Source organism: Psychrobacter sp. APC 3426 (assembly GCF_030408035.1).
In the GTDB taxonomy this organism is placed as follows: domain Bacteria; phylum Pseudomonadota; class Gammaproteobacteria; order Pseudomonadales; family Moraxellaceae; genus Psychrobacter.
The window spans coordinates 52,229-64,383 of sequence record NZ_JASDCF010000018.1 but is presented as its reverse complement, the minus strand read 5'-3'; the positions used below and the strand labels follow the sequence as shown (position 1 = coordinate 64,383).

Here is a 12,155-nt window from a genome sequence, read left to right as displayed (position 1 = left end):
TGGATAATGCCAGATTTCATAAGAATAAACGCATTCAAAAGCTACTGAACAGGCATGGTCATCGTATTCTTTGGCTACCGCCGTACAGCCCTGATCTGAACCCTATCGAGAAAAAATGGGCTCAGGTAAAGTTTCTACGCCAAGGCTGGTTGGAAAATGACTTATCCAAGTTGTTTTATGATGTTTGTCCTAACCATAACAATTTTATTTTGAACTGACTATATATGCTTTTATATATTATAACGCTTCATAAATGGCGTTGTCTTGAGAAATAACAATGCTAGGGCGTGTTCTCAATCTGAACGAGAACTCTACATGCGTTAAAAAGGGCTAGACCACGCGTATTAAAATTAGTGAAGGTATTCAGTACGAAAGATTGGATAATTGATTGCAAAAGGACTGAACTCTGTATTCAATAGAGTTCAGTCCTTTTTATTTAAGCGATAAATTTTGATTAAAGAGTCCAACTCTTTAGTACAGCTATAGATTATAGCTTTGAGAAGAACTTATGCGTTGGTACGACTAGGGCAGCTGCCAATACCGCTTTGATAATGCCACCAATGATAAACGGATACAGACCAAATTGTAGGACAGTTCCTTCTGGTACAAACAAAGATAGATGCATCAGACCAAACACAAAAGTAGCGGCAGTGGCAATAAGTGCAACCACGGTGCTCATAAAGTAGCTCTTTAATATGCCTTTATCACTGAAATACCCTAAAATGGCAACCGTGGCAATAAATCCATATAAATAACCGCCGGTAGGGCCAAAAAAGGCGGCAATGCCTGCCGAGCCACTGGCAAAAACAGGAAGGCCGATAGCGCCTTGAAACAGATATAAAAGTACTGCTGCGATGCCAGCCTTTCTACCTAGTGATAGACCTACTACAGTAACAGCAAGGGTTTGACCGGTGATAGGTACTGGGTACATTGGTACTGAAATCTGCGCAAATAAAGCAATCATCACAGACCCAAAAATGACTTTGATAAAAAAAGCAGCCTGCTCGTGAGAAATAAACCACTGTTTTGTCGATGTTAATACGGTTGACATAGGTATTCCTTTCCTATTGATTTATAGTGTACGAATGTATACTTGAATTCAAAGTATACTATTGCTCATTTAGTTTCAACTTTATTTTAATCGCTTTGGGATCTAACTTTTATGACAAAGAAGGCAATCAGCATCTGGGTGTATAATGATGAAGGCGCCAGCGAGTTGAGCGTGAAATCTGCATTAGCCACTGCCCAAGCAAAACTGTCAGCAAACTATACTATAGAAGTGTGTACTATCTCTAGTAAAGATATCTTAGATAACAAGCTCGATGATGAGACGCAAGATTTAGGTATTTTGATCATGCCGGGTGGGGCAGATTTACCTTATTGCAAGAAACTGAACGGAATTGGTAATGATATCATTCGCGACTTTGTTCATCGAGGTAACCTCTATATCGGTATCTGTGCAGGCGGTTATTATGGCGCTCGTGGCATTGAATTCTTAGGTCAAGGATATGAGATTACTGGCGCTCGTGAATTGGCTTTCTTTTCGGGAACCGCAATCGGCAGTATAAAATCGTTTACCAACGGGCAGCTTTATGATGAGAAAGTAACTTCTAAGGCTGTCATTACATTAGACTATACAGATGGAAAGCAAGACGACGTGTATTATCATGGTGGTGCGTATTTTTTGAGCGATGAAAATGCTGCTTTTGATACGTTAGCCACATACAGCAATGGTAAAAATGCCGTTATTACTGGTGGTTTTGGGCAAGGGCAGTATCTGTTGTCAGGCGTGCATTTTGAGTTATGTCCGAGTACTTATAATCAATATGCAGTCGCACAAGCAGATGAAGCCGACATGGAACAAGAAACACATTTTCTAACAACCATTCGTCACAAGCATTATGGTTCGCTTATTTATCAAGAAATCGAACAAATGATAAATAAGGTATTTAGTTAAATACCAACTCCATTTTCTATATCTCAGCCTTTAAATATCAATAGAATTTTACAAGGTGCAACTATGAAATCTCTAGAGCTAAAAGTACCACCGGTAGCGCAAGTCATTGTTACCGCAGCTGCCATGTATGGCGTGTCCAAAGTTGCTCCTGCTTTGAAGTTTTCGCTCAGCGGCTCAACTGCACTAGCGATTGGTTTGGGTGTTATAGGATTGGGCAGTGGTATTATGGGAGTCGCCCAATTCAAAAAAGCGCAGACCACACCCAATCCGCAGGCACTTGAGAAAGTATCTAGCTTAGTGACTGAGGGTATATATCGATATAGCCGTAACCCCATGTATGTAGGACTGGTGCTGGTTTTATTAGGCTGGGCATTATATTTGTCTCACCTTCTTGCGTTTGTATTATTGCCAGTCTTTATGCTGTATATGACGCGCTTTCAGATTGAGCCAGAAGAGCGGATGATGGAACAAAAATTTGGTAAGGCATATCAATCATATTTGTCACGTGTCAGACGCTGGATATAAAGGTAGCTAATGAGCGTGAACTTAAGTAGATATTGGCGAAAAATATTTTAATAAAAAACGAGAACATAAAATGCAACTAGAAATCAATGTCGTCGATGCTTTTACTGATACGGTTTTTAAAGGAAATTCAGCGGCAGTTATCATCACTGATAAATGGCTTGCTGATGATTTAATGCAGTCTATTGCTTTTGAAAACAACTTATCCGAGACGGCCTTTTTGGTTTTAGATAAAAGTGATGATAACGATGTCTATCATATCCGCTGGTTTTCACCACTAACTGAGATTGCTTTTTGCGGGCATGCAACCTTGGCATCTGCTTTTATCTTGTTCAAGAAAAATCCTAGTCTAGAATCTATTAGATTTTACGCCAAAGCGGTTGGTATATTAACCGTCGTACAGACAGAAACTGGCAAAATACAAATGGATTTTCCCAATACGAAACCTGAGAAGGTTGATAATATCCCTGAGGGTTTACTGGCAGGACTGTCTATTGCACCAGTTGAGGTCTATAAAAACTCTCAAGCATATTTTGTGATTTATAATGCTGAAGCTGATTTATTGAATGTAGAGCGTAATAATGAGCAGCTAAAACAGCTTGCTCCTTTAGATGTGGTGGTGACTTGTCAGGCTAAGTCTGATGAATATAAGAATTACGATTTTATCTCACGTTATTTTTGGCCAGCTAATGGTGGCGATGAGGATCCAGTGACAGGCTCGGCTCATACTGCTTTAGCACCATTATGGGCGGAGCGTTTGGGTAAAAATGAATTAGTCGCTTATCAAGCATCAAAACGAGGCGGTATTTTAGACTGCGTCGTCGCAGATGACAGAGTAATGATTTCTGGCAATGCCGTAGAGTATATGACAGGATTTATCACTGTTTAGGAGTAGATGGTTTTGACTGAGTTAAAAACCGTTGGGTTGTTTGCGCTGACAGCATTGGCAGAGATAGCAGGCTGCTATTTGCCTTATCTTTGGCTGCGAGAAGGTAAGTCGATTTGGCTACTTGTCCCGGGTGCGCTAAGCTTGATTGCTTTTGTTTGGCTATTGTCTTTGCATCCAACCGCAGCTGGCCGGGTTTATGCCGCTTACGGCGGTGTTTATATTTCGATGGCAATTATTTGGCTGTGGACAGTGAACGGCATCAGGCCGACCACGTGGGATATATTGGGTTCTGTCGTCGCGCTGCTAGGCATGGTAATTATTATGTTTGCGCCGCGTAGTACTTAGCTTCATATCAGTAGTTAGTATGAGAGCAGTTCCTAGCATAAAAGCAGTCGCTACGATAAAAAAAGTGCTTTGTATAAAAAATGCCTATCAAACCATTAGGTTCGATAGGCATAGCTTCATATAGTATCTCTCAGACTGATATGGCTTCAATTAGCCTAGTGATGTACTCGATATCAATGTTTACCTAAGATACTGCCGTTGTCATCTTTTTTAGATTGTTTAGCGGCCTTTTTCTCTTTTGCCGTTAATAGCGGTTTCTTCTTCATATTCTTCTTACTATCTTGACCTTTGCTCATGGTATTTCCTCTTGAGATAAGCCGTAATACCTTTTAAGCCATTGTAATCAAGCTTAAAGGTTGGGGTAATGCTGGTGACGCAAATGTTGCGTACTAAGATGAGTATAGGCTTAAGATACCGCAATAGATAGCGTCAGCACAATTCACCTACGAGTGCATTTAGTCTCCCATCTTTTTTTTAATGCTACTTTTTAAAATGGTTTTTAATACATTATCTTGAAAGAGTATTTATTGTCATGGATTTATTTAGCCAATATTGCTATTAGCAAGTGCTTACTTACGCAGTCATCATGATTTGCTATAATGAGCCGCAAGCCGATGTGTCGTCGCGGCAAGCTTTTGTAATACTCATATTTAGCACAACGATGCTTACTGTTTTGGTTGATTATTATGCGTATCCGTAAACTGTTCAAATTTGAAAATGCGCATATTGTGCGTAATTGTAGCTCTGAGCGCTGCAAGCATTCTATCCATGGTCATAGCTATCAAATCGAATTGATTCTTGAGGCTAAGCGCTTAGACCATGGGCAGATGGTCTATGATTTCGGTTTATTAAAATCGTCTATAAAAGATATTATCGACAGCTTCGATCATGCGATTTGCTTTTGGAACAAAGACGACCCTGAGTATATCGCTGCCTGCAAAAAATTCAGTGCACGCTGGATAAGCTTGCCGGTATCGCCATCAGCAGAGCAGTTCTCACGTGTGATATTCTTTTGGGCGCAAGAAATTCTAAAACAAACCCAAATGCAAAACGGTGAATCTGATGTCAGCGTTTACTCGGTGATTGCACACGAAACTGCAACGGGTTATGCGCAGTGTTTTGCTGATGATGTTGCTAATGAACAAATGGGCAAGCTGGTGCTAGAAGACTTTGAATTTAGTGAGCAAGTCAGTAGTGAATGGCATGACCCTGAGCTATATGCCAAACTGATTCGTGGTGAAAGCTTTGTCAATCCATCCGTGACTATGCAAGTACAGGAAGGTAAGTCTGATGTCTAGTAATACTAATGGAGAAAAGAACGTTAAAACCTTGATACTGTACTCTGAAGCGGATACACAGCGCTTGGCGGTGCAACTAGCGGCGTTATCCTTATCCGGTAGCGTTTGGCTGGCGGGGGATTTGGGTGCAGGTAAAACTACGCTGACTCGTTATTGGTTGCAAGCGCTCGGACATACGGGTGCCGTTAAAAGTCCGACTTATACCTTAGTTGAACCTTATAGTATCGAGCAAAACGATGGGTCAATTAAGCCAGTTTATCATGCTGACTTATATCGTTTGCAAGATCCAGAAGAGCTGTCTTTTATCGGTTTCGATGAGTATTTAGATGAGCCAAATGCATTGGTTATCATCGAATGGGCCAGCCGTGCGGACAGCTATTTGCCGCAGCCGACTTTATTTATTGATATGACGCAAGCTGATGGCGACGATAATGATAAAGAAGCGCGTCAGGTTGAGCTGCGACTATCAAAGTCAGGTCAGGCGCAAGGCTTGGATTTATCCTCTCTTAAGATTTAGTTTGCATCTCATATCTGTAGCCAATGTAAATCACCAATATTCGCCAGAACCACTTATCACCACGCAAAACAACGATACCTCTGAATGCCACAAATGCCAGACAATCATTCTCATACTCGCATCAAAAAGCTATCGCCGCTGCTCATTAATCAATTGGCAGCAGGTGAGGTAGTGACGCGCCCAGCAGCAGTGGTTAAAGAGTTGCTTGAGAATGCCATTGATGCTGGTGCGACCAGTATTGCGATACACATTACCCAAGGCGGCATGGGTATGATTGAAGTGGTCGATAATGGTATGGGTATCTATCCTGATGATATGATCATGGCGATTACCCGTCATGCGACCAGTAAAGTCGCTGATGTCGCAAATTTGCATGGCATTACGACATTGGGCTTTCGTGGTGAAGCATTAGCAGCAACGGCGGCGGTTTCTCGTTTGACCTTAAGCAGTAGTCATGATGACAGTGGTGTTGGTCGCCAGTTGCAAGTCGCGGGTGTATTGGATGATGTGCCTCAGTTGATACCAGTTGTGCATCATCGTGGTACAACTATTACCGTGAAGGATTTGTACTTTAACGTGCCAGCTCGTCGCGGTAATTTAAAATCTATTGCGACCGAGTTTGGTCATATCGAAACGATAGTGCGCGAAGTGGCTTTGGCGCGCGCAGATGTGGCGCTGACGCTGTTTCATGATAATAAAAAGCGGCTGTCTCTTTCTTCAAGAGCAGTGTCTGCAAATGATAACAGCAACAATAACGCTAATCGTCTGCCTTTATCACGTCTTGAGCAAGCGACTGGGCTATCATTAACGGATAAGGCCTTAGAAATAGCATTAGATCTGAGCAATTTAATACAGTCGCCTAAAGACTACGTTGATAGTAGCTTTGGCGCTCAAGCCAGCATTAATGGGTGGTTATGGCCTATCATTAATACGCAAGATACTTTACCAAAGTTAATCTATGTAAATGGACGACTGGTTAAAGAAGCATTGATTAGCAATCAGCTACGTCAACTTGCCCAAACCGCTCAGTTAGCAGGTATTGGCTATGCGCTTTATTTTAATCTGCCAACTGAGTGGCTTAATATTAATGTACACCCATCTAAACAGCGTATCAAAATCAGTCCGTTAAATAATATCATGGCGCATCTCAGTCATGCGATTCGGACAAAGCTTAAAAATGTAATTAGCAAGAAGACCATTAATTCCGTTAATGATGATAGTCAGGTATTAAATAATAGTCTGTCTATAAATAATACTTTCGCTGCTCAAATGGAACAGACATCATCGACTACTCATTCAACCAAAAGCCAGCAAGTCCAAGCACCCAAACAGCCCTATCAGTTATCAGAAAATACGCCTACTTCTCAAATCGTGGACACATCATTTGTTTCTGAAAATATCATTAAAAATACCAGCGATATCTCTAACGATGTAGCAATAAATTCGACGTCTTTGCCTTATTGTTTAGATGTTATTACCCATTTAGATAATGTGTTAAATGAATCTGCTATTACAACAGATATTGAAGATAAATCGCTGCCGTGGTTATTGTTTTATTACCAACGCCAATATTTACTGATTAGTGCAGCAGATTGGCAGGCAAAGCTCAGTTCGTTATTTGAGTCACATGTACTTGGCAGCAAGTTATCCAAAAAAGACGAGATACTAAATAGCGCAGTATATATTAATCAGCAACTTGCTAAGGTAAGTGCGCAAATGACCGCGCAAGATGTCATGGTTTTCATAGCAGATATCGAAGCATTACTTGTTAAACATACGATTAAGTCTGTCGATAGTCATCGATTGGTTGCATTGATGCTGTCATCTGCCCCTGAGTAAATGTACATCTAACTACATAAAAAATTATAATAAACAAACTTTAGCAGTGACAAGGCGTCAATTTACTTCGCGCTAATCATATAATTAGTAAAGGCAATCCTATGCAACTTTCGTCTGATGGCTCATTTTATCGCCTCAATCTCAATTTAGCCGATAATAGCGTGGTGTGTTTGATGGCACCGACCGCGAGTGGCAAGACGGCACTGGCTTATGAGCTGTATGATACAGGGCGTTATGAATTAATCTCAGTAGATTCAGCACTGATATATCGTGATATGAATATCGGTACCGCCAAACCAACGGCTGCTGAGCTGGCGCGCTATCCACATCATTTGGTCGATATTATTGACCCGATGCAGAGCTATAGCGTCGCTGAGTTTGTGCATGATGTTGCCCGCTTGATTGATAGCTGTCATGAGAATGGCAAAATTCCCTTGCTCGTCGGTGGTACCATGATGTATTACATGGCACTCATTGATGGGCTATCGCCAGTCCCAGACAGTGATAATAACGTGCGCGCACGAGTGGAGCAGTGGCGGCAAGAGGAGGGTATTAGTGCGCTGTATGACTATCTCGGTAAAATAGATCCGATTAGCCATGAGCGACTCAACGGCACGGATACTCAACGTATTACTCGAGCGGTTGAAGTCTACCTGCAAACCAATATACCCATCAGTGATTGGCAGCAACAGCCTAAACAGGCTTTGGCTCATAATCCCAATCAGCAGTGGCATGTGTTGGCAATAATGCCTGATCGTCCGTGGTTGCATCAGCGTATTGAGCAACGTTTGGATATCATGTGGAATGATGGGCTAGTGGCTGAGGTTGTCAATCTGCTAGAGCGCTATCCTCTGACGCCCAATTTACCATCGATGCGCTGCGTCGGCTATCGGCAAGTATTGGAATACTTAGTCCATATTAATCACCCAGTATTTGAGAAAGCGCATTTGGATAAAACACAGTTTTATGATGCCTTTGACGCAGTTGATGATTCAATAAGTGATCAATCAAAGCCGCAGAAGGCAGCCAAGCTGCAGATACAAGCAACTGAGCACATTGGTCAGGCTGAGGCGCTTGCTTGTCAGCAAATGCAAAATAAGGCATTATATGCGACAAGGCAGTTGGCAAAGCGCCAATACACTTGGCTGAGAAAGCTCACTCAATTGACCAGTTTGTCTCATAATGAATCAGATTCCAAACTAGCAGCTAATCGGCTGCATAGTGACGATAAATCTATAGACGATACTATGATAATAAAAACATTTGATACCATAACTCAGGCAAGAGATTATTTATATTGAAGGTTGCATACACTAATTGGATATTATGTAAAAAATAATGACAATTAGTTTCAAAGTATAATATATATAACTGTTATAATTAAAACCTAGTAGAACAGTGGGGATTGAGCTTATATCGCTGCTTTTTAATATATATTGATTGACGTTTGTTTGTAAAAACTACTGATGAAACAAGTAGTTACTTAATTATTTACAATAATAATGTATTCGCTATAAAGTGGAATCACTTAATAAGAATCAGTATTTATTTAGATACGTTTTATAAAGAAAACTTATCATTGTATCTACCTTTAGCCATTATAATTAAATCAACACTTAAAATAATTGGCGCTCAAAACATAATTAAATAATATTTAGGAGAGATTTCATGTCAAAAGGACAAACTTTACAAGATCCGTTTTTGAACTCGCTGCGCAAAGATCGCATTCCTGTCTCTATTTTTTTGGTCAATGGTATTAAGCTTCAGGGTCAAATCGAGTCGTTTGATCAGTATGTGGTCTTGCTGAAAAACACAGTGAGTCAAATGGTCTATAAGCATGCTATTTCAACAGTAGTGCCAGCGCGTAACCCACGTAGCAGCACAACGACAGGTGCTACCGCACAACCACAAAGTGCGGCACCATCTGGTTATCAAGGTGGCGGTTTTGAGCGTGGTGGTAACCCTGCTAGTGCTGGTGGTTTTGAAGAGCGTGGCTTTGCTTCTAGTCGTAGTGGTTTTAACCGTGGTGGTTTTGGACAAGGTCAAGAACGTGGCTTTGAGCGCGGTAGTTTTGGTCAGGACCGTGGCTTTGAGCGCGGTGGCTTCGGTCAAGACCGTGGGTTTGAAGCGCCAACTGATAATACAAGCTTTGAAGACAAACCGAATGATGGGTCTAACGACAATAATGGCTAAATAACAGGATGCATGGTTTAAAATGCATCACTGAGCTATGGTTCGTATACAGACATGATTTATCCGATTGAAACCTGCTTTTATAGTGGGTTTTTTTTGTATAGTCTGATATCAACAGACGTTTAATGTTATAAGCTGAAAGAAAGCGCACATTGTTATTAATATTGCCAATAGTATAGTAAAATACCTTATTGATTCATTATAAAAACAGAGCTGATTCATGAGTAATACCCCACGCAATCTAACCCATGAGCAATTCATCAGTACCGCCATCGAAGCGATTAATACTGAAATTTCTGCATTGGCATTATTGACAGAGCAGATAGATGATAGATTTGCACAAGCCTGCGATATCATCTTGGCTTGTAAAGGTCGAGTGGTGGTGACGGGGATGGGTAAGTCAGGATTGATTGGGCGCAAAATAGCGGCGACATTTGCGTCAACTGGAACACCGGCCTTTTTTATGCATCCAGGTGAAGCGGGGCATGGTGACTTAGGTATGCTAGTGCAGGGTGATGTACTGCTTGCGATATCCAATTCTGGTGAGTCGGATGAGATTAAGATGCTATTGCCAGTGGTCAAACGCTTAAACATTCCACTGATTAGTATCAGTCGTGATAAGCGAGGTATGCTACCACGTGCAGCGGATATCGTATTGACACTTGGAAAATCACAAGAAGCTTGTCCACTTAATCTAGCACCCACCTCGAGTACCACAGCAACTTTGGCGCTTGGTGATGCATTAGCAGTTGCATTGGTACATGCCCGTAATTTTACGTCAGAAGATTTTGCTTTATCGCATCCAGCAGGTGCATTAGGTCGTCAACTACTAACGCGTGTCGAAGATTTGATGCATACCAAATCTGAAGATTTACCGCTTATTCACCAGCAAGCCCCATTACAAGAAGCACTTTTTACAATGTCAGCGGGTCGCTTGGGTATGACGGTGGTGACCGATGATAATGACAAAGTTGTCGGCGTATTTACAGATGGTGATTTGCGCCGTGGTCTAGAAAAAGGCATCGACTTACAAACGCCGATGCATGCCGTCATGGTCAATAATCCACGTCGTGTTAGTAAGACCATGCGCGCGTCAGATGCACTCAGTGTCATGAACGAAAACGGTATCAGTCAGCTGTTAATTATCGACGATGAAGACCGTTTAGAAGCGATTATTACGGTACATGACTTGCTACAAGCTGGTGTAAAATAAGTAGCATCAATCAGAATATGGACTTATAAGAATAAAATTCAATAAATAGACTGATAAGAGAGACGTAATGCAAGACTTAATCAAAAAGGCAGGACAGGTAAAGCTATTGGTGATGGATGTCGATGGTATTTTATCCAATGGTCAAATCATTTATGATGCGAATGGCGTTGAGACCAAGGCATTCTCAGTACATGACGGCGTTGGGGTTAAGTCGTTGGGTCGTTATGGTATTTTGACGGCTATAATTACAGGCCGCAGCAGCCCTATGGTAGACAAGCGTGCTCTTGAGATGGGAGTTGATTATGTCGTGCAGGGACGTGATGATAAGCTTGTTGCCTTAAATGAGTTGTTGTCTATGCTAGATCCAGCACTCAATATTACAGCATCTGATTGCGCTTATATGGGCGATGACTTACCCGACATCAAAGCGATGCAAACAGTGGGGTTTGCCGCCACAGTACCTAACGCCCATGCTGAGGTTGTCAATCGCAGTGATATGGTCACTACGCGGGCAGGTGGCACCGGCGCTGTACGTGAAGTGTGTGATCTTATCTTAAAAGGTCATGGTCATTATCAAGACTTTATTGCGCACTACACGCTTGATGAAGCACAATCACAGAGTAAACTGTCGTGAATACACGTGTTTTAATTGTTCTTGCATTGATTATCGCTGGTATTGCAGGCTGGTTCTTTCAGCAGCAAGGAGAAATAACGCCACCGATTAGTATGGAGGCGACCGATGTTGATTATGAAGCAACAGATATCACAGCGGTGCAGACCAATGAGCAAGGCGAAACGGAGTACGAGCTGACCGCTGAATCTTTGACGCATAACCCGGTGACCAATCTTGATGAGATGTCAGGTATTACTATGAACTGGGAGCCATCAGCTGAGCAACGCTATCGTATCGAAGCAGGTAGTGCAGCCATTAGCCAGCAGACGGGTGACCTAAGCCTTTCAGGCGGGTTCTCATTGATTAGCGAAGGTAATAAAGACACACCGGATATTGAACCGATTAAAGTGACTGGCAGTACTCTGAAGGGCAATACTAAGTCAGGACAGGTCTATAGCGAAGAGCCGGTTAAAATTGAGCAGGGAATGAATCGCTTTGAGGCATCTAGCATGACCGCCAATCTTGAAACTGGTGAGTATGAGTTTGGACAGGTTGCGGTTGCCTTTAGTCCGGCTGAACGTCAGGATAAAGCATTGTTTTAGTGTTATATAAGATAAATACGAGTCAAATAAGATAATACAGACAATAGCGATATATCAGCAATTCATCTGACGCCGTTTGACAAATTGGCAAGGATTTAGCCTTAAGCTTATTTGAATTCCGATGGTCAGAATGAAGCCGCACCCTAATACCTATTATAAAACGAGTG

The 12,155-nt window shown here is 41.8% G+C and carries 15 protein-coding genes; 13 read left to right on the top strand and 2 right to left on the bottom strand.

Translation table 11 applies throughout. The features are described from left to right. Positions 1–218, top strand: a 218-nt coding sequence (locus QL919_RS09795; RefSeq protein WP_290189358.1) for a transposase, incomplete at its 5' end; no start/stop codon positions are given. A gap of 269 nt (positions 219–487) precedes the next feature. Here the strand turns inward: QL919_RS09795 and QL919_RS09790 are convergent. Then, positions 488–1,051 carry a biotin transporter BioY gene (locus tag QL919_RS09790; protein ID WP_290189357.1) on the bottom strand — a complete coding sequence of 188 codons (564 nt, stop codon included), beginning with the start codon at positions 1,049–1,051 and terminating at the stop codon, positions 488–490. Positions 1,052–1,162: 111 nt separating this feature from the next. Between QL919_RS09790 and QL919_RS09785 the strand changes: the two genes are divergently transcribed. The 4 genes from QL919_RS09785 to QL919_RS09770 all read left to right on the top strand — a co-directional run bounded on the left by QL919_RS09785 (position 1,163) and on the right by QL919_RS09770 (position 3,713). Further along, positions 1,163–1,957 (top strand): BPL-N domain-containing protein, encoded by a 795-nt coding sequence (locus tag QL919_RS09785; RefSeq protein ID WP_290189356.1) that lies wholly within the window; start codon positions 1,163–1,165, stop codon positions 1,955–1,957. Positions 1,958–2,020: 63 nt separating this feature from the next. Then, on the top strand, positions 2,021–2,482 hold the full coding sequence (locus tag QL919_RS09780) for an isoprenylcysteine carboxylmethyltransferase family protein (RefSeq protein WP_290189355.1): 462 nt from the start codon (positions 2,021–2,023) through the stop codon (positions 2,480–2,482). 70 nt (positions 2,483–2,552) lie between these two features. Then, complete coding sequence (locus QL919_RS09775; protein ID WP_290189354.1) at positions 2,553–3,368, top strand: PhzF family phenazine biosynthesis protein; 816 nt, start codon at positions 2,553–2,555, stop codon at positions 3,366–3,368. Positions 3,369–3,380: 12 nt separating this feature from the next. Further along, the gene (locus QL919_RS09770; RefSeq protein ID WP_290189353.1) at positions 3,381–3,713 is read left to right on the top strand and encodes a YnfA family protein; all 333 of its coding nucleotides are present in this window, start codon (positions 3,381–3,383) and stop codon (positions 3,711–3,713) included. Positions 3,714–3,886: 173 nt separating this feature from the next. Here QL919_RS09770 and QL919_RS09765 read toward each other — a convergent pair whose 3' ends face one another. Next, positions 3,887–4,009: a hypothetical protein gene (locus tag QL919_RS09765; protein WP_290189352.1), complete on the bottom strand. Its 123-nt coding sequence runs from the start codon at positions 4,007–4,009 to the stop codon at positions 3,887–3,889. A gap of 390 nt (positions 4,010–4,399) precedes the next feature. Between QL919_RS09765 and QL919_RS09760 the strand changes: the two genes are divergently transcribed. From QL919_RS09760 to lptC, 8 genes are all read left to right on the top strand, one after another. Next, the gene (locus tag QL919_RS09760) at positions 4,400–5,011 is read left to right on the top strand and encodes a 6-carboxytetrahydropterin synthase (protein WP_290189351.1); all 612 of its coding nucleotides are present in this window, start codon (positions 4,400–4,402) and stop codon (positions 5,009–5,011) included. Further along, on the top strand, positions 5,004–5,528 hold the full coding sequence (tsaE, locus tag QL919_RS09755) for a tRNA (adenosine(37)-N6)-threonylcarbamoyltransferase complex ATPase subunit type 1 TsaE (protein WP_290189350.1): 525 nt from the start codon (positions 5,004–5,006) through the stop codon (positions 5,526–5,528). Before QL919_RS09760 ends, tsaE begins: the two co-directional genes overlap by 8 nt. An 84-nt stretch (positions 5,529–5,612) precedes the next feature. Then, positions 5,613–7,367, top strand: coding sequence for a DNA mismatch repair endonuclease MutL (mutL, locus tag QL919_RS09750; protein ID WP_290189349.1), 1,755 nt, complete (start codon positions 5,613–5,615; stop codon positions 7,365–7,367). A gap of 101 nt (positions 7,368–7,468) precedes the next feature. Further along, complete coding sequence (miaA, locus tag QL919_RS09745; RefSeq protein WP_290189348.1) at positions 7,469–8,668, top strand: tRNA (adenosine(37)-N6)-dimethylallyltransferase MiaA; 1,200 nt, start codon at positions 7,469–7,471, stop codon at positions 8,666–8,668. Between the two features lie 367 nt (positions 8,669–9,035). Next, positions 9,036–9,560 carry an RNA chaperone Hfq gene (gene hfq, locus QL919_RS09740; protein ID WP_290189347.1) on the top strand — a complete coding sequence of 175 codons (525 nt, stop codon included), beginning with the start codon at positions 9,036–9,038 and terminating at the stop codon, positions 9,558–9,560. Between the two features lie 220 nt (positions 9,561–9,780). Then, on the top strand, positions 9,781–10,773 hold the full coding sequence (locus tag QL919_RS09735; protein ID WP_290189346.1) for a KpsF/GutQ family sugar-phosphate isomerase: 993 nt from the start codon (positions 9,781–9,783) through the stop codon (positions 10,771–10,773). A 67-nt stretch (positions 10,774–10,840) separates the two neighbouring features. Next, entirely contained in the window at positions 10,841–11,407 is a 567-nt protein-coding gene (locus QL919_RS09730) for an HAD hydrolase family protein (RefSeq protein WP_290189345.1), read from the top strand. After that, entirely contained in the window at positions 11,404–11,988 is a 585-nt protein-coding gene (gene lptC / locus QL919_RS09725) for an LPS export ABC transporter periplasmic protein LptC (RefSeq protein WP_290189344.1), read from the top strand. The genes QL919_RS09730 and lptC overlap by 4 nt, the downstream gene beginning before the upstream one ends. Positions 11,989–12,155 lie beyond the last annotated feature (167 nt).